This window comes from Gemella sp. 20925_1_85 (assembly GCF_041433735.1).
In the GTDB taxonomy this organism is placed as follows: Bacteria; Bacillota; Bacilli; order Staphylococcales; family Gemellaceae; genus Gemella.
Genome location: NZ_JAPWCC010000024.1, coordinates 1 through 18,350, shown reverse-complemented (window position 1 = coordinate 18,350; position 18,350 = coordinate 1). Strand labels below are relative to the sequence as shown.

The following is an 18,350-nucleotide window of genomic DNA, read 5'->3' as shown; positions in this document are numbered from 1 at the left end:
TTTGGTAATTCTATCTAAAAGAAAATAGAATTACTTGCAATATATCATTTTATCATAGTCATAGCAAGTTGTCAATTATTTTACGGCTTTTAGGATATAGTAACCCTTATTTTTCGAAACTACTTCTACTATTGAAAAAGTATCTTCTAATAATTTTTTACAACTAGCCATTCCTTGTTTTTTTTGTATAACTACCCAAAGCTCACCTTGAGCGTTTAGATGTTCATAACTATCTGTCATTATTTTATGTACAATTTTTTTCCCAGCTCTTATCGGTGGGTTTGTTAAAACTATATCAAAGTTTCCTTCAACATTGTCAAAGGAACTACTTTCTAGCACTTCTACTTCATTTTCTATATTATTAAGTTCAATATTTTTTTTAGATAATTCTAATACTCTATTGTTTACATCTACCATAGTAAACTTGTATGTTGGATATTTTTTAGCGAGGAATATAGATATAACCCCATAACCGCATCCAATATCCGCAACTTTAGCATTTTCTTTATCTGTAGTGAAACTTTCTAACATTGTTTTAGTTCCAAAATCTACACTCTCTTTAGAAAATACTCCATTATCTGTATAAAATTTCAAATTCTCATTTGCTATTGTTGAGTTGATAATTTTTTCTCGACTTTCTGTCGTCGGATTATTTGTATAATAATGTTCCATAATAAAGACACCTCTTAAAATGAAAGAAAATAGTATATCCCATAGCTAGACACTTGAGATATACTATTTTTGTTATTATCATCGTATCAAATATTCTCAAATAGAATATTATTGTTTATTTACATCTATCTTTTTATCTACTTAGAATAGAAATTATTTAACTTCTACAGTTGCTCCAACTTCTTCTAATTTAGCTTTGATTTCTTCAGCTTCTTCTTTAGAAACTCCTTCTTTAAGTGTTGCTGGCGCACCATCAACTTTTTCTTTAGCTTCTTTTAGTCCGTCTCCAGTGATTTCACGAACAACTTTGATTACTTTAATTTTTGAGTCTCCAGCGTTAGCTAAAACTACGTCAAATTCAGTTTTTTCTTCAGCAGCTCCAGCAGCAGCTCCACCAACTACAGCTACAGGTGCAGCAGCAGTTACTCCGAATTCTTCTTCAATTGCTTTTACTAAGTCGTTTAATTCTAAAACTGACATTTCTTTGATAGCGTCTAAAATTTGTTCTTTAGTCATTATAAATTTCCTCCGATTTTTAAATTATATGTTTTTAATATTTTTTTATTTATTAAGCTTCTTGTTCAGCTTTTTGGTCTGCAACAGCTTTAACAGCTAAAGCAGTATTGCGCATTGGCGCTGTTAATACAGATAGTAACATTGAAAGTAATCCTTCGCGACTTGGTAATGTAGCGATAGCTTTAATTTCAGCTTGATCTGCAACTTTTCCTTCTATAACACCAGCTTTTAGTTCTAAGTTTTCGTGTTCTTTAGCGAAATCGTTTAAAACTCTAGCAGGAGCTACAGCATCGTCTGTTGAGAAAGCAAAAGCATTTGGTCCAGTTAGAACTTCGTCTAATCCTTCAATTCCTGCTTGCTCCATCGCACGACGAACTAATGAGTTTTTATAAACTTTAAAAGTTAAACCTTCGTTACGCATGTTGTTACGTAATTCTGTTACTTCCGCAACGTTTAATCCACGGTAGTCAGCGATAACAACTGAAGAACTTGCTTTAATTTCTTCTGCGATTTGATTTACTAACTCTTGTTTTCTCTCAATAGCTTTTGACATTGAACTTCCTCCTAAGTAGATTTATCAATTTCAGTACCATTAAAAAAACCTTCTTGCATGCGAGAACATACAAAAAGGCACATAAGTTTCTTTTCGAATTTTGTCCTCGGTAGGTTAATTAAGGATTTCTCCCCCTACTGTCTACGGTACATTTTCAACTGACTTAATTATTCTAATATATATAATTTTATTTGTCAATAGTTTTTTTAAAAAAAATTTAAAAAGAATTATAAATTAATTATTCCTTCTATAAATTAATTATTTAATCTACTGTTACAAAATACATCTATAGCTTTAGATGTATACTCAGCTACCCCATCGCCAAATTTATCTATGTTATTTTTAAATTCTGGATTTTGAGAATATCCCTTACCAATATACGAGAATACTTCTACGCTACAATCAAATGCATACTCATTCATATAGTTATATAATTCTTCAACTTTAGATTGAACTTCTTTTTCTTCTATATTTATATTATTTTTTTTATATTCAGCCATTGAACGGAAAACACTATTAAACTTTTCTGTAACAATATCTTCTCTACCACTCTGTCTGTTCTTAGATTCTTCTATTGTTTGTTTACCGTACTTTTCTATTGCTTGATCTTCATACTTATTTAAGTCTTCTTTTTTAAATCCATTAAATTTTTCTTCTATAGTCATTGTTTCTTCTCCTTTATATGTTTTTATTGTTTTTTCTATATTATGTAAAATTACTTCAAACTTCTCTTTCTCTTTTAAAATCAATTCACGTTGTTGTTGAAGTATTTTTAAATTTTCAGTTTCTTCATCTAACAGTTCTTTAATATCATTCAACTTAAACTTTAAACATCTATAAAATAGTATTTTTTGAAGTTTTTCTAGATTTTCATTAGTATAATCTCTATAACCATTATCTAGTTTCTTTGGAATTAATAATCCAATCTCATCATAATATTGTAGTGTTCTTGCACTCACACCTGTGATCTTCACAACCTCATTTATCCTCATATTTATTCCTCTATATTTTATAATATTTCACTAGTGATATATTAATTATATACTATTACGTAACGTAAAGGTCAATACTAAAATTAAAAAAATCGCTAGGAAAATTTCCTAACGATTTTTTTATGAATATTATTCAAAAACTTTTTTAAGATCAATAGCTTTATTTAATGCTTCTGTAATAACAATACCAATTACCATTACGACAACTTGTGATAATAAAAGTGATCCGTAAATTGCTGTGAATGCTTCAAATTCGAATGGTACTCTTGCAGAGTTTTCACCGCTAAAGATAGTAATTTCATATGCAATAATCGGCATACAAACTACTAAGTAAATGACAATATTAAGAATATGTCTAGCGATTCTATTTTTTACAAATTTAAATACAAAAACACTGATAGCTAACGCTAAACCTGTTCCTAAAGTCCCGAAGAACACATCTACAATACCAAGTGGACTAAAAATATTTGCTATTGCTACACCTAAAGTAATAGGGAACCAATATTTTTTACTAAATACCACTAATTGAGATAGTGATTCACTAATACGTAATTGAATAGCACCGTATGAAAATGGTGCAATAGCAACTGTTAAAACAACGTAGATTGCTGCTATTAATGCTTGAATAGTTAATACTTTAACTGTATTATTTCTCATTATATATCTCCTTGTCTTGTTTAAGAGAAAATAAAGAAGTACTGATTAAGAGAAATCAGTACTTCAAGTTTTTTTTATAGATGGATCTCTCAAACATCTTTTATTATAATAAAGTCAGAAGACAAATAACCTTACCTATGTAAAATTAAATATCAACGTCATTTATACTAACACATATTATATCCACTCGTCAACAAAAATATAAAAAAATTATAAAAAAATAATGTAATGCTAAAATTTTTATAAAAATATCTTGCATTTACAATTTTAATATGTTAAAATGAGGTAGTTGTATCTAACAACACTTAATTCATTGTAATTAAGAATATTAATTAATATTTCTTAGTAAAAAAACTATAATCAGGAGGTGAATCGAATGCCAAACATTAAATCATCAGTATTAAGCGTAAGAAAAGATGCTAAAACTAATGCTGCTAACACAGCTAAAAAATCTGAAATGCGTACAGCTATTAAAAAAGCTAAAGTAGCTAAATCTGAAGGTGCTGCTAACGCTGCAGAGTTAGTAAACCTTGCTTACAAAAAAATCGATAAAGCTGCTAAAACTAACTTAATCCACAAAAACGCAGCTGCTAGATACAAATCAAACCTAGCTAAATAATTTTATTAACTACTCAGGCTTCTGAGTAGTTTTTTTATTACTAATTAAAGGAAGAACCTAGAAATATTTTCTAAGTTCTTCCTTCTTGCTTAATTCTAATTATTACAATTTTTAATTATTCTATCAATAGCCTCTTTTACATTATCCGGGCTAGTTGCTAGATTTATTCTAATATATTTATTATAACCTTTACCAAACCAATGACCAAAATCAATTGCTAGACCGCATTCGTCTTGTATGAATTGTTTTGTTGTTTTCTCATCTAGTACTTTTTCTAAATTCACTAAAACTAAATATGTACCTTCTAGCGGATAAACCTTAATATCTGGAACTTTTTCTGCAAGAGTGTCATGTAGTAAAGTATAATTATACAATACTGTTTCTTTTAATCCTTCAAGCCACTCATGACCTTCTCTATAACCAGCCTCTAGAGCAATTTGCCCCAGTAAGCTAGGTTCCGCTTCTAAGTTTTCTTTTTTATAAGCATCAAAGACTTTTCTAACAGCATCATCAGGGATTAATATAGTAGCATGAACTAATGATGCAAGGTTAAATGTTTTAGATCCTGAGTTGGCAACGATAAGACGATGATTATATTTCCCATCTTCCAGTGCTAACGCAGAAATTTGTTTATGATTATTATATGTAAAATCTTGGTGAATCTCGTCAGATAATACAAGTACATCATACTTTTCACAAATTTCAAACACTCGTTTTTGTTCTTCTAACGTCCATACTCTACCTACTGGATTATGAGGTGAACAATGAATATATAATTTTACATTGTTATCACGAATCTCTTTTTCAAATGTGTCAAAATCTATTTTAAATTCACCATTTTCCTCAAGTAACGGCGATTCAACTAGTTTTCTACCACTATTTCTAATAGAATTAGCAAATGGATAATATACAGGTGGCATAATTATAACTGAATCTTCTTTTTCCGTATACGCATGAATTACCCATAAAATTGCTTGGACAATACCAGGAGCAAATCTTATCCATTGCTTATCAACATTGACATCATACTTTTGTTTTTGCCATTTTTTATATTCATCATAATAACTTTCAGGTAACTTAGTATAACCGAAAACTCCATGATTTACACGTTCAATCAGCGCTTCCCTTATACTATCTGGAGTTTTAAATTCCATATCAGCTACCCACATAGCAAGTAAATCTTTATCTCCAAATCTCTCCTCTAAAGCATCCCATTTTAAACTATTTGTATTTCTTCTTTCAACATAATACTTATTTACAAATTCTTCTACTCTACTCATTATACTTGTCCTCTATACTTCTAAAGCTTGTGTGAAATCTTCTAATAAATCTTCAATATCTTCAACACCTACAGATATCCTTAATAAATCTGGTGTTAATCCATAAGAAAGTCGTAATTCTTCTGGAATATCAAAATGAGTTTGAGTCGTAGGATAAGTAACTAATGTTTCTACTCCTCCTAAACTTTCTGCAAATGTTGCAACTTTTAAAGAACGTAAAAATTTATCGATCTTAGAAGCATCATGAAGTTTAAAACTTAACATAGCTCCTTTTTTCGGATATAGTACTTCCTTAACATTTGGATTTTTTTCTAACTCTTCTGCTAATTTCATAGCATTTTTCTCTTGTTGATTAAAACGTAATGGTAAAGTTTTTAAACTTCTAATAAATAACCAACTATCAAATGACGACAATACAGCTCCTGTTGTATTAGAAATCCATGCTAATCTTTCTCCAATTTGTTCATCATTAGTAATTACAGCTCCAGCTAAAATATCATTGTGTCCTGTTAAATATTTTGTAGCTGAGTGAACAACAATATCAGCACCCATAGTTAATGGTTTCTGTCTTAATGGAGTTAATAAAGTATTATCTACTATTAATAAAGCATTTTTTTCTTTAGCAATTTTTGCAACTTTCTCTATATCAACTTCTTGCATTAATGGATTAGTTGGGGTTTCTATAAATACTGCTTTAGTATTTCCTGTAATTTTCACTTCAAGATCTTCCTCATCAGTGAAATAGATGAATTGCTGTGCTCCTTTACGTTCAAGTTCATCAAAATATCTAAAACTTCCACCGTATAAATCTCTAGAAACTAGAAATTCACTATTCAATTCAAATAATTCAAAAACTAATTGAATTGCACTCATACCTGAACTCGTTGCTATCGCACGACATCCTTCTTCTAATTCACACAATCCTTCTTCTAAAATTGTACGAGTAGGATTTTTTGTTCTTGTGTAATCATAACCTGTACTCTCACCTAGTCCAGGATGCGCATATGCTGTAGATAAATATATCGGTGTTACAATCGCACCCGTTACTTTGTCTTTTCTATTTCCTAATTGAGCTAATTTAGTTTCAATTTTCTTCATTAAACAATACCTCATTTTATTAATTTCTTTTCAACATTACTATTATAACATTATATTTACATATAATAAACAGATTTGTCTGAATTTTTTGTTTTTTTAGAACTATTTCAAGAGAATGTAATGAAATTCATTGAATTAACACAAAAATGATTGTTTGAGGTTTCTTCAAACAATCATTTTCTTTATTAATATTCCTTTTTGGTACAAATAATAATACTAGATCATATTCAGTACTCTTCATCCAATATCTATTACACTTAATAATGTTTCTTCTTTTTCTATAAAAATGAGCAAAGCCACAAAACACAATATTTTATTTTAGCTCCTCAATTAGTTTATTAATAAACAAATCTAATATCAAGTATTTATCCATATACGAAGATTTCAATAACTTATCATAATCAGCAGCTAAAATTAATGTTTTCATAATTTTGTCCACACTATAATTTCTAATACCTTGTGCCGCTAGTTGTACTCTATATGGATGAACTCCTAATTCTCTAGCTATATCTTTTTGTGAATAGTGTTCATTTAGCAGAACCTTTACTTTATAATATATTCGTAATTGTCCACTAATGAGTGATAATAAGAAAATCGGTTCTTCTTTTTTTAATACTAAAGAATTATAAACTACTCTTAATCTCGAATAATTTTTCCCGAATAACTCATTAGTTAAACTAAATACATCGTATTCTAAACTTCTCGTCGCTAGTAATTCGATATCTTCTCTAGTAATTACTTTCTTCTCATCACAATAAAGAAGCAGCTTTTCCAATTCTTTTTTTATATTAGCAAAATCTAAACGCGTATAATTTACAAGAAATTCTGCATCATCTCTCGAAATTTTCAAATTGGCATCAGCAACAGCTTTCACTATATAGCTAGCTATTTCCTTTTCATTGAAATTAGAAAACTCCTTAACTTCTCCTACTTCTTTAATTTTCTTTATAAGTTTTTTTCTACTATCAATCTTTTCAGAAATTTTTAAAATTAACACAACTTCTTCACTAATATTATCCAAATAATTAATTAATGTATCCACATTGTGTTCTACTTTAATCTTCTTAGGTTTAGCAAGTAGAAAATTACAATTTTCTGCAACTACTACTTTTTCATTCCCAAATAAACCACTACTTCTACATTCATACACTAAAGATTCCAATGTATTTTCATGCATATTTATTTTTATATAGTTAAATTCATCCAATTCTTTTAAATACTTTTTAGCTATATTCTTTTCATAATCATTAATAGCTTCAAAATTTTCACCATATATTACATAGACATTTTTCATTAATTATCTACCTCAATTTCAAATTCAGAATTCTTATTTTTTACTCTAACTTTTTTATTATAATAATAAATAGAATTCTCTCCAAATTTCATCTCTGTATTCTCTTTAAGGACAATATAATCTATTTTTTTATACTGCGCCATATTTTTTACTTCTAATAATTTATTTTCTAAACTATCTATTACAATAACTTTTCCTACAAGATCTCTCGCTAAAAGATCTATAGAGTAACCACTTTTATTCTTTTTTGCTGAAGTTAAAAGTAAGTACTCAAATTTATTTTTTCCTTCATAATTTAAAAGCAAATCGTACTGGTTTATTATATCATAATCCTTGTCTTTTTTTCTGTAATCTGTATAAAAATTTTGAATATTATTCGATGTGTTTATCAACAGATTATTTTTATTTTCTCTAATATATAAAACACTCTCTTTTCCTATTTTTACATCTTCAATATATGCTTTAGGTGTATATGTAGCTCCTATACAAATCAGAATTATTCCCAGAACTCCATAAATAGCATTCATATATTTAAATTTATTCAAGTTTATCAATATAGTTAAAACAATAATGAATATAGCTATTATAAAAAATATATTTAACTTACCTATGCGAATAGGTTGTGCTATTAGAAACAGCTCCTGAATCTTATCGAATATATTGAAAGTAATATTTAATATCGGTCTACAGATAATATTAAACACCTGATCATTTATTAAAAATACAATATAGCTGAAAATTACTAATGGAAAAATTACAATACTAAAAATTGGTACTAAGATAATATTACTAAATACAGAAATATAAGTTATAGTATAAAAATTATACAATAAAATTGGAATACTTGCTAATGTAGAAATTATACTGATTCTAAATGCACCATGAATTTTATTTCTAGAATTTTTTATATAAGTGCCTGACATCAATAGACAAAATGTAATTAAAAATGATAATTGAAAACCAATATTAAAAATTAGTAATGGATTATACGATAGTAAAATCAGAAATGTAAACAATAAACTACCAAGTTTATCTATATTTTTTCTTCTAAGCAAAATGTAAAATATGATCATAAAACCTGCCCTAAGAACAGAGGCGCTAGCTCCACTAAGCAACATATACAGTGGAACCATAATCAAGATGAATTTCTCTATATAATCAACACTTACTCTAAATTTCAATAAGATAAAGTAGATTAGTGAAATAAGTACACCTATATGTAGCCCTGAAATAGCTAATAAATGACTTGTACCTAGATTTTTAAAAGAATTTATATCATCTTTTAATAAATAACTTTTATCTCCGAAAATTAAAGCTTGAAAATAACCACTTTTATCAAAGGTTAGTTCTTTATTAATTTTTAAACTCAATTTATTTCTAAGAGTTAAGAATTTAAAATACACAGAATCTATATTTTTAATCTCATGAATTTCATTAATAGTTATCCTTTTAAAGATCCCCCTATTCTCATTATATTTTTTATAATCAAATGAGTAAAAATTAGTCTTTTCTGAGACATCTTCTATATTAGCATTTACTAATAGTTTTCCACCCCAAAATTTTTCTTTAAAAAAGTTCTTTTCTTCTTCACTCTTGGCTATATAATTTACTAGCACCTTCTCATCTGAAAGATTGCCAATAGATGACGCATAGGCTCCATTTACATCAAATCTATCGGAAACTACTAGTTCTAAATTTTTATTTTCAACATTACCTAGATGCGTAACGTTATTCTTTTGTTCATATGCTCCCCGAATAAAAAAAGCTAAGAAGACTATTACACAAATAATAGTTTTCCTAGCATTAAGATTTTTATTTTTCCAAGTTATCAGTAGAAAAATAACAATGCATAGCATAGATATTATTATATTATAATTTAATAATATCGCCCCTAATGCTAGTAAAGAAAGTTGTAAGTATATCATTACTATTTATTTAGTAACCTTTCTACTACGTTGTTTACGTCGTAATCTACTTTTCTTACGACAACACCTGATTTTTCTAATAACTCTCGAGCATATTCATTATTTCTATAATCATTTGCATAGCAAATTTCTTTTATCCCTGCTTGAATTATAGATTTTGTACAATTCAAACACGGGAAATGTGTAACATAAATAGTTGCACCTTCAGTTCCAACTCCGAACTTAGAGCATTGTAAAATTGCATTTATTTCAGCATGAATAGTTCTTACACAATGCCCTTCTACTACTTTACAACCAACATCTATACAATGTTCATCACCTTTAATAGAACCATTATAACCACCTGAAACTATTCTCTTGTCTTTAACTATCGTCGCTCCTACAGATAATCTACTGCAAGTCGATCTAAGTGATAATAGGTGGCTTTGAGCCATAAAGTACTCATCCCAACTAATTCTCTGCATAACTATACCTCTATTTTATCTTTAATTTTCTCAAAAGTAGCTTTTCCTATACCACGTACTTTTGTAATATCTTCTTTCTTTTTAAAATCCCCATTTTTTTCTCTATATGAAATAATTGCTTCAGCTTTAGTCTTTCCAACTCCTGAGATTTTCATAAGTTGCTCTAAATTAGCAGTATTAATATTAATCACATCTGTATTAGATGAACTACTGCCACTATCAGATATTTGTTTCGGCTTTTCACCATGTTTAAGGACATAAATAACCATCTGATCTTTAACTTTTTGACTTAAATTCAAAGTAGAAGTATCAGCATCATCTAAAAGTCCACCGGCTTCTTCTATTAAATCTTTTACCCTTTTATCTTTTGTCGTTTCAAATACCCCAGGATGTTTTACTGCACCTTTCACATCAACAAAAATCTTTTCATCGTGTTTATCTTCAGCTTTTTCATCCTTATTATTAGTCTCATTACTAATATTAGAAAAACTAACACCACTATAATCTTCTGTCTTACTCTGATTAAAATAAAACAAACCACCGATTATTACTATAAGACTACACACAAACGCCAAAATAATAGATTTAACATTTTGTCTAAAAAATAATATGACATCTTCCTTTTTAATATTCATATGTCTCTCCCCCTAGTACCTATATTATATCATTAAATTTATTATATTAGTACTGAAAACCTAATTATAGTACATTATTTATATTTCATGTATTTTATGTTATACTGATAAAAAAACACAAGATTCAAATTATAAAAATAGGAGAAACATTATGGCTAACGAAATGAATTTATTAAACTGGACATTTTTTAGAGAAGTTGCTATTCCTCAAGATATAGTGAACTTATTAATAAACGGTGAACAACCTGTCGCAGCTTTCGCAACGATAAGAGATGTTGCTGTATTTACAGACAAAAGACTTATTGTAAAAGATGCACAAGGAATTACAGGGAAAAAAGTAGAAATTTATTCACTACCATACTCTTCAATACTAATGTGGTCGACTGAAAATGCGGGTAAAATCTTTGACTTGAATGCTGAAGTAGAACTTTGGACTAAAGTTGGAAAAATAAAAATCAACCTTAAAAAAGATATCGATATTCGTAGACTTGATACATTACTAGCACAGTACATACTATAATCTTATAACTTAAAATTAAAAACTAAAAATCCTAAAAACTAGAGTTTTTCTCTAACTTTTAGGATTTTATTTTATGTATTATAGTTGAAGTTTTTCTCCATCTTTATATACTTCGTCGATAATTGCTCCACCTAGACAAACATCTCCATCATAGAAAACAACCGCTTGTCCTGGAGTTACAGCACGTACTGGTTCTTTATAGACAACTTTTACTTTGTTATCTTCTAATACTTCTACTTCTACTTCAGTATCTGGTTGGCGATATCTGAATTTTGCAGTACATGTGAATTTATTAGGTTGTGGATTTTTCGTTGTGAATGATAGTGAACTAGCTAGTAAACTATCTGAATAAAGTTTTTCATTGTGGAATCCTTGGCAAACGTACAGTATATTATTTTCAAGATCTTTACCACATGCAAACCATGCTTCACCTTCAGTATCTTTAGTTCCACCAATACCTAATCCATGACGTTGACCGATTGTATAGTGCATTAAACCAATGTGCTCTCCACGAACATTACCATCTAAATCAACCATTTTACCACCTTGAGCTGGTAGGTATTGAGATAAGAATTCTCTAAAGTTTTTCTCACCGATGAAACAAATACCCGTTGAGTCTTTTTTCTTCGCTGTTGCTAGACCCGCTTCTTCTGCAATCTTACGAACATCTTTTTTCTCTAGTTCTCCTACAGGGAATAGAATATTTTTAATTTGATGTTGTTTCAATTGAGATAAGAAGTAAGTCTGATCTTTATTATTATCAACACCACGTAGCATTAAACGTTCTCCATCGACATCTTTAACTCGCGCATAGTGCCCAGTAGCTACATAATCTGCACCTAAATCTTCAGCATATTCTAAGAAAACTTTAAATTTAATTTCTTTATTACACATAATATCTGGGTTCGGTGTACGACCTTTTTTGTATTCATCTAAAAAGTAAGTAAATACTTTATCCCAGTATTCTTTTTCAAAGTTTATAGAGTAATATGGAATATCTAATTGTTCACAAACTTTAATTACATCTTCGTAATCTTTTTCTGCAAGACAAACTCCTCTATCATCTTTTTCTTCCCAGTTTTTCATAAACACACCGATAACATCATATCCTTGTTGTTTCAACAAATACGCTGTTACAGATGAATCAACTCCACCACTCATTCCAACTACTACTTTTTTGTTGCTATTCATTATTAGTTCCTTTCTTTTATTCTTTTCTCTAAAGTTGCAATCTTTTCTACAACTTCATCAATTAATTCTTTGCTTGTATCGAAGCCAACACTCATTCTTACAGAATGTGCAGCACGTTCAATATTATACATCTCTGTTATTATACGACTTCCTTTAATGTTCCCTGAACTACAAGCTGATCCACCGGAAATGTAAATATCACGAGCGTCTAGATATGTAATTAGTCGCTGTGCTTCTACATTTTTAAAATAAATATTTAATATATTCGGCAATGAATTTTCTATAGAACCATTAACTTCAAATTCAACTCCATTTTTCTCAAGTTCAGCTATAAAGTAATTCTTCAATTCTCTAAGAGTTGGAATTGAGTTTAATGTTTCTGATAAACAATCATTAAGAACTAGTATTCCTAATAAATCCGTTGTCCCAGAACGAAGACCATTTTCCTGACCTCCACCTAATAATAATGGTTCAACATCCCCATCTTTTGCATATAAAAATCCAAAATTATTAAGCGACCCCAGTTTATGCGCTGATGCTGAAGCAAAATCTAAACCTAGTTCTTTCACATCAATTTCAACTTTTCCTAATGCTTGGACAATATCACTATGTAATAGTATGTTTTTATCAGCAATAAGTTCTGAAACTTCTTTTAAAGGATTTAGAACCCCAGTTTCATTGTTAGCAAGCATAATTGAAATTAATACCGTCTTAGGATTAATCTTCTCTTTTAATTCATCTATAGATATAACTCCACTTTCATCTACTGATAATTCATGAACCTTAAATCCAAATCTTTCTAATCTCTTAGCACTTGCTTTAACAGAAGGATGTTCTATAGATGAAATTATTATTTCTCCAGTTTCAAATCTAGTTAATACATGATTAAATACTGTATTATTACTTTCAGTACCACCAGAATTAAAAATAATTTCATTACTACTTGCATTTAGAGTTTTAGCTATTTTCTCGCGACCTTCACGAACTAGCCTATCATTTTTCTTTCCTAGAGTATGGCTACTACTTGGATTAGCATAGACTTCTTTTAGTATATTCATATTTTTTTCTATGATATCAAAATGTTTTCTTGATGTTGCTGCGTAATCTAAATAAATATTCGCCATATCATCGCCTCCTAATATTAATCATATTATATTTTAACACAAATAATAGTCAAATAAAATCAAAACCACTTTGTACTATATAAATTTATTAGATATAAAAATTATTAATCCCTTTCTTATCGTTATAGAAAGGGATTAATATTAATTTTATTTAGTTTTTTCTCTTAGTTTACTTATGACTATTATTAATATTGCTAATACTCCTGAAGCATACAACAATATATTTTGCTCCTCTAAAATAGGAGTATTAATCACTCGTGGTTGAGTGTACACTAAATAACAAAATGTCATTGGATAAAATAGTAGTTTTTCAGATCTTCCAGAACTAACTTTCTTTAACACTCTAACACTACTTACAATCACAACAGTTACCAGGATATACATCCAATCAATTGGTAGTTTTCCGAAAAAGTAAGCAGGTATGATACAAATAAAACTTATGAAGGCTATTATTTTAAAGATTATTGTATATACTGTATACATAAAATCCGCAGAATTTTTTAATTTGAATAAGCCATTAACAATAATTAAAATAAAAATATAAGTACCTATAGTAAGTTTAATTTCATTACTAATATTGTAGTTAGACCCTTGTGTAATAAATGTAGAAATATTCATATATAAGTACATTATTATAATCGGAATATATGTCCAAACATACGCTAGGAATTTACTATTTTCAAAATATGGTACTTCCCATTCCCAGATGTACTGTCTATCAATTACTTCAAGAATAACGGCATTTAAAAAAGTCCCTGCTATTAGATTAAAAAGAACCTCTTCAAAATTTCCACGAGCTAACATTAACATTATAAAATTAACGATTACAAACAATCCTACTCCCAAGAAACCTGCAAAATATAACACTATCATTGCTGGTGTATTTTTAGAAGCACTCTGTCCGTTTCTATTAAGATACTCTGTATTTTCTACTACCAAATAATTATAAATATTTGAAATACTTGAATTATCTTGTTTATTTTCTAATATACCCGCCAACAGCGATCTTACAGGGAAAAATTTGATTTTTGTAAAATCTAGAGTACTTATTTCTGTCCAAAAATCATCATTCATTTCTAAATCCTTAGAAACTATTTTTGATAGTTCTCTCACACTTTTTAAATCATTAACGTTTTCTTTCAACTTATTTACTAAAAATAAGGCTTCGCTACGACCTTCTTCTAATTTTTTTTCACTAATATTATTCACTCTTCAACTCTCCTATTTCTTAATAATTATTTAAAAATAATTTCCAACATCTTCTAACATTTTTAATCCTAACTTCTCAAATTCTTTATCTTCAACACGTTTGGTATAGTTTAAAATACCTAGTGCTGAGATGAAAATCAGGCAGTATTCAAGTTCCTTAGAAAGAACTTTCTCTTTTGAATGTTCATAGTAATGTTCTAAAAATAATTCTATTTTTCTTTTATCATTATCTAAATCTTGATAAAAATATTTAATAAAATCTAAATAATAACTAGCATATTTCACTCTTTCAAAATCTATTAATACTAAATTATCGTCTTTTCTCATAATGTTTCTAAGACCGAAATCACCATGAATAAAAACTAATGTTTTTCTATATTCTTCATCTAACTTACTAATATTTCTTAGAAACTTTGAATAAAGCTCATATATTTTAGTATATTCTTTTCTATCTGCTAATCTATATACATTTTTCTCTAAAACTTTTTTCAAAGAAATTTCTTTGTCATTTTCAATTGAGCATCCATTTCCTCCATGAAAATCAGATATTAGCTTGGCTATTTTTACTATATCTTCATCATTTACACTTTCTTTATTTAATGGAATATAATCTTCATATTTTAGTACTAGTGCAAAATACTCAGGTAAATCTAATATTAGATTAGTTTTATCCCTTAATACTTTATATTCTAGTTCATATTTTAATGGATCTTTAAAAATTTTAACGAAAACTTGTTTCTCTAGTTTTTTAGAAAATCCAATAAAATGGTTATTTTCAGAAATATGATTTATTCGTTGTAAATTAGTATCTAATAATTTATCAAGTTGTCTTTTCATAACTACACCAAAACATTTATTAAATGGGAGTGACTCAAAAATCATGATTTTAAAAAAATCAATTTTGTCGAGTCACTCCCCTTTTAATGCTTATCCTCTAACTTCTTCTAAGTCTAATGTTGACTTCGCATTTAGCGTTAATGGATTAGCAAAAATATTATTTTTATAATAATAGTATCCTGCTGCCCCCATCATCGCGGCATTATCACTGCAATAACTCATTTTTGGAATAAGTACTTCTACTCCTAATTGTTGTTCTAGTTCTAGGACTTGCTTACGAAGTTCACTATTACCTGCAACACCACCTGCTAAAATCAACTGTTTAACACCTAAATTAACAATAGCTTTCTTAGTTTTTGCGATTAAAACTTCAACTACCGCTGTTTGGAAGCTGCATGCTAAATCTTCAGGTACAATTTCTTCTCCTCGTTGTTTTGCATTATGAACAAAGTTAATTACAGCTGACTTCATACCTGAAAAACTAAAGTTATAATCATCACTATCAATCATCGCACGAGGGAATTTGTACTTATCTTCACCTAACTTAGCTAGTTTGTCTACTTTAGGTCCACCAGGATATTCAAGATTTAACTGTCTAGCAACTTTGTCATAGGCTTCACCTACAGCATCATCATGAGTAGAACCGATTATTTCAAAATCAAGTTCATCTTTTAAATATACAAGTTCAGTGTGTCCTCCACTAACTACAAGTGCTAGTGATGGGTATACTATATCATTATCAATATTACTAGCATAGATATGACCTGCAATATGATGTGCTGCAATTAGAGGTTTATCTAAAGCATAACTTAATGTTTTCGCCACATTAACACCAACTAGTAATGAACCTATTAACCCCGGTCCTTGTGTTACACAAATTGCATCTATTTCATCTAATGCTGTTTTTGCTTCTTCTAGCGCTTCTTCAACAATCTGCATCACTACTTCTATGTGTTGTCTACTCGCTATTTCAGGTACTACCCCGCCAAATTGCTTATGAGTTTCAATTTGACTACTTACAATATTCGATAGTACTTCTTTACCATTTTTAACTACAGCTACACTAGTTTCATCACAACTTGTCTCTATAGCTAATATAGTTACATTATCTAAATTCTTAAATTCTTTCATTGCTAAAATCCCTTATCATTACATAAGCATTTTCGCCATTATTTTTGTAATAATTCTTTCTTATATCAATAGTACTAAATCCTGCTTTTTCGTATACAGTTATTGCAGGCATATTACTTACACGCACTTCTACAATAGCTTTTTTTACACCTTTTAATTTTAAAAGTTGCATAACATAAGTAAAGAAAATTTGACCTAGTTTTTTATTTTGATGAGGTTTATCGATGACTATTTTATTAACTTGATATTCGTCAGCAACTAACCAACCACCGCAAAAACCAATAATTTCATCATTATTAAATAATCCATAGTATTCTGCATTTGCATGTTCAAGTTCAGACTTAAACATATCTTTTGTCCATGCATCATCAAAATTATCAATATCTATCTTCGATAATACATCTAGATTACTTATATCAACTCTATCTACTTTTATCATTTTCAAGCTCTCTTTCTGCTTCAGTTTTTCTTAAGTATTGTGGTTTCATATTATAACAATCGACTTCTTCTAATGAATCGTATATTTTTACAACATTTGCTGCTCGGACCATTTCGTCATTTTTTAATCCATCAAGAAGAAGTTCATTTAATTTTTCTATATCCTTACTGATATATACAAATTCTTTATTCTGAGAAACAAGGAAATCGTTGATTTCTTCAAGTGAGTAATACCCTTCTTCTAAAGTTTCTATTAAGTTACCGTCAATATTTTCGTATACTGCACCAAAAACATTACCACGGCGTGCATCAATAAATGGAACAAGTAACTTATTACTATCGAATTCCAATAACGCCTGTAATTTTAAAGAAGAAACTTTTTTTAGTTTAATCTTAAGTGTATAAGCTAGTGTTTTACATACTGCTGCAACTACACGGATTGCTGTATATGAACCTGGTCCCTCACTAGATATTATTTCTGTTAAATCAGTTTTTTTCTTATTTGCTTCTTTTAAGCAATTTTCTATTTCTTCTAAAATAACCGCGGACAAGTTATTGCTACATACAAAGTTTTTTTCAGCTAGAATATTTTTTTCTTCAAAACATGCAATTGAACACACACCATTCGAAGCTTCTACAATTAAACTTACCAATTTTCACGTATCCTTTCTTCTATTTTCTCATATTCACCATTAGAAATAATTTCAACTTCTCTATGGTCATCTACTAATCGAATATTAAAAATTAATCTTTCTTTCGGTATAAAGTCCTCAATAAACTCTCCCCACTCAATAACACTAACATTATCTTCAAAGAAAATATCTTCGAATCCTAAATCTTCATCACTATCTTCTAAACGATAAGCATCAATGTGATATAACTTTCCATTAGGATACTTATATTCTTTCATAATATTAAAAGTTGGTGAGTTTACCACACTCTTAACCCCTAAATATTCTGCTAAATACTTAGTAAAAGTTGTTTTTCCTGCTGCTAAATCTCCATTTAACAAAAGTACTAATCTATCTTCTATACCTTCACTAACTATTTTTGCTAAACGTTTAGTATCTTCTAAATCTTTTATTACTATTTTTAACATTATTAAACCTTCTAAATCTTTATTTATATACCAACTACTATAATATCATATTTACCAGTATATTCCAACAACTAAAGGTATAAATAATATTTATAG

21 protein-coding genes and 1 other annotated feature are annotated in these 18,350 nt (G+C 28.7%); of the genes, 2 read left to right on the top strand and 19 right to left on the bottom strand.

The window, feature by feature from the left end; translation table 11 throughout:
• Positions 1-75 precede the first annotated feature (75 nt).
• The 5 genes from O3884_RS07390 to O3884_RS07370 all read right to left on the bottom strand — a co-directional run bounded on the left by O3884_RS07390 (position 76) and on the right by O3884_RS07370 (position 3,390).
• Positions 76-672 carry a class I SAM-dependent methyltransferase gene (locus O3884_RS07390; RefSeq protein ID WP_294682178.1) on the bottom strand — a complete coding sequence of 199 codons (597 nt, stop codon included), beginning with the start codon at positions 670-672 and terminating at the stop codon, positions 76-78.
• Between the two features lie 153 nt (positions 673-825).
• Positions 826-1,188 carry a 50S ribosomal protein L7/L12 gene (gene rplL / locus O3884_RS07385; RefSeq protein WP_003146330.1) on the bottom strand — a complete coding sequence of 121 codons (363 nt, stop codon included), beginning with the start codon at positions 1,186-1,188 and terminating at the stop codon, positions 826-828.
• Between the two features lie 52 nt (positions 1,189-1,240).
• Positions 1,241-1,741, bottom strand: a complete 501-nt coding sequence (gene rplJ, locus O3884_RS07380; RefSeq protein ID WP_003146331.1) for a 50S ribosomal protein L10 — start codon at positions 1,739-1,741, stop codon at positions 1,241-1,243.
• Between the two features lie 32 nt (positions 1,742-1,773).
• Positions 1,774-1,906 (bottom strand) — a sequence feature (ribosomal protein L10 leader region).
• An 89-nt stretch (positions 1,907-1,995) separates the two neighbouring features.
• Positions 1,996-2,733 (bottom strand): MerR family transcriptional regulator, encoded by a 738-nt coding sequence (locus tag O3884_RS07375; protein ID WP_371452667.1) that lies wholly within the window; start codon positions 2,731-2,733, stop codon positions 1,996-1,998.
• A gap of 129 nt (positions 2,734-2,862) precedes the next feature.
• Positions 2,863-3,390 (bottom strand): QueT transporter family protein, encoded by a 528-nt coding sequence (locus O3884_RS07370; protein ID WP_294682184.1) that lies wholly within the window; start codon positions 3,388-3,390, stop codon positions 2,863-2,865.
• A 376-nt stretch (positions 3,391-3,766) separates the two neighbouring features.
• On the opposite strand from O3884_RS07370, the gene rpsT reads away from it, so the two are divergent.
• Complete coding sequence (rpsT, locus tag O3884_RS07365; protein ID WP_003145397.1) at positions 3,767-4,009, top strand: 30S ribosomal protein S20; 243 nt, start codon at positions 3,767-3,769, stop codon at positions 4,007-4,009.
• Positions 4,010-4,104: 95 nt separating this feature from the next.
• Here the strand turns inward: rpsT and O3884_RS07360 are convergent, their stop codons facing one another.
• The 6 genes from O3884_RS07360 to O3884_RS07335 form a co-directional block, all read right to left on the bottom strand.
• Positions 4,105-5,289, bottom strand: a complete 1,185-nt coding sequence (locus O3884_RS07360) for a MalY/PatB family protein (protein ID WP_371452666.1) — start codon at positions 5,287-5,289, stop codon at positions 4,105-4,107.
• 12 nt (positions 5,290-5,301) lie between these two features.
• On the bottom strand, positions 5,302-6,387 hold the full coding sequence (locus O3884_RS07355) for a PLP-dependent transferase (RefSeq protein ID WP_371452665.1): 1,086 nt from the start codon (positions 6,385-6,387) through the stop codon (positions 5,302-5,304).
• Positions 6,388-6,700: 313 nt separating this feature from the next.
• On the bottom strand, positions 6,701-7,681 hold the full coding sequence (gene holA, locus O3884_RS07350; RefSeq protein WP_371452664.1) for a DNA polymerase III subunit delta: 981 nt from the start codon (positions 7,679-7,681) through the stop codon (positions 6,701-6,703).
• Positions 7,681-9,606: a ComEC/Rec2 family competence protein gene (locus O3884_RS07345; protein WP_371452663.1), complete on the bottom strand. Its 1,926-nt coding sequence runs from the start codon at positions 9,604-9,606 to the stop codon at positions 7,681-7,683. The genes holA and O3884_RS07345 overlap by 1 nt, the downstream gene beginning before the upstream one ends.
• A gap of 2 nt (positions 9,607-9,608) precedes the next feature.
• Positions 9,609-10,070 carry a ComE operon protein 2 gene (locus O3884_RS07340; protein WP_003145233.1) on the bottom strand — a complete coding sequence of 154 codons (462 nt, stop codon included), beginning with the start codon at positions 10,068-10,070 and terminating at the stop codon, positions 9,609-9,611.
• A gap of 2 nt (positions 10,071-10,072) precedes the next feature.
• Positions 10,073-10,705: a helix-hairpin-helix domain-containing protein gene (locus O3884_RS07335; protein ID WP_371452662.1), complete on the bottom strand. Its 633-nt coding sequence runs from the start codon at positions 10,703-10,705 to the stop codon at positions 10,073-10,075.
• 151 nt (positions 10,706-10,856) lie between these two features.
• On the opposite strand from O3884_RS07335, the gene O3884_RS07330 reads away from it, so the two are divergent.
• Positions 10,857-11,225 (top strand): PH domain-containing protein, encoded by a 369-nt coding sequence (locus O3884_RS07330; RefSeq protein ID WP_371452661.1) that lies wholly within the window; start codon positions 10,857-10,859, stop codon positions 11,223-11,225.
• A gap of 78 nt (positions 11,226-11,303) precedes the next feature.
• Here the strand turns inward: O3884_RS07330 and mnmA are convergent, their stop codons facing one another.
• The 8 genes from mnmA to tsaE all read right to left on the bottom strand — a co-directional run bounded on the left by mnmA (position 11,304) and on the right by tsaE (position 18,254).
• Positions 11,304-12,416, bottom strand: coding sequence for a tRNA 2-thiouridine(34) synthase MnmA (mnmA, locus tag O3884_RS07325; RefSeq protein WP_271965772.1), 1,113 nt, complete (start codon positions 12,414-12,416; stop codon positions 11,304-11,306).
• Positions 12,417-12,418: 2 nt separating this feature from the next.
• Positions 12,419-13,540, bottom strand: a complete 1,122-nt coding sequence (locus O3884_RS07320) for a cysteine desulfurase family protein (protein ID WP_371452660.1) — start codon at positions 13,538-13,540, stop codon at positions 12,419-12,421.
• A 147-nt stretch (positions 13,541-13,687) separates the two neighbouring features.
• Entirely contained in the window at positions 13,688-14,749 is a 1,062-nt protein-coding gene (locus tag O3884_RS07315; RefSeq protein WP_371452659.1) for a hypothetical protein, read from the bottom strand.
• A 30-nt stretch (positions 14,750-14,779) separates the two neighbouring features.
• Positions 14,780-15,586, bottom strand: coding sequence for a phosphotransferase family protein (locus O3884_RS07310; RefSeq protein WP_371452658.1), 807 nt, complete (start codon positions 15,584-15,586; stop codon positions 14,780-14,782).
• 90 nt (positions 15,587-15,676) lie between these two features.
• The gene (gene tsaD / locus O3884_RS07305) at positions 15,677-16,717 is read right to left on the bottom strand and encodes a tRNA (adenosine(37)-N6)-threonylcarbamoyltransferase complex transferase subunit TsaD (protein WP_371452657.1); all 1,041 of its coding nucleotides are present in this window, start codon (positions 16,715-16,717) and stop codon (positions 15,677-15,679) included.
• Positions 16,704-17,156, bottom strand: a complete 453-nt coding sequence (gene rimI, locus O3884_RS07300; protein ID WP_371452656.1) for a ribosomal protein S18-alanine N-acetyltransferase — start codon at positions 17,154-17,156, stop codon at positions 16,704-16,706. The genes tsaD and rimI overlap by 14 nt, the downstream gene beginning before the upstream one ends.
• Positions 17,140-17,808 (bottom strand): tRNA (adenosine(37)-N6)-threonylcarbamoyltransferase complex dimerization subunit type 1 TsaB, encoded by a 669-nt coding sequence (gene tsaB, locus O3884_RS07295; RefSeq protein ID WP_371452655.1) that lies wholly within the window; start codon positions 17,806-17,808, stop codon positions 17,140-17,142. Before tsaB ends, rimI begins: the two co-directional genes overlap by 17 nt.
• Positions 17,802-18,254 carry a tRNA (adenosine(37)-N6)-threonylcarbamoyltransferase complex ATPase subunit type 1 TsaE gene (gene tsaE, locus O3884_RS07290; protein ID WP_371452654.1) on the bottom strand — a complete coding sequence of 151 codons (453 nt, stop codon included), beginning with the start codon at positions 18,252-18,254 and terminating at the stop codon, positions 17,802-17,804. Before tsaE ends, tsaB begins: the two co-directional genes overlap by 7 nt.
• Positions 18,255-18,350 lie beyond the last annotated feature (96 nt).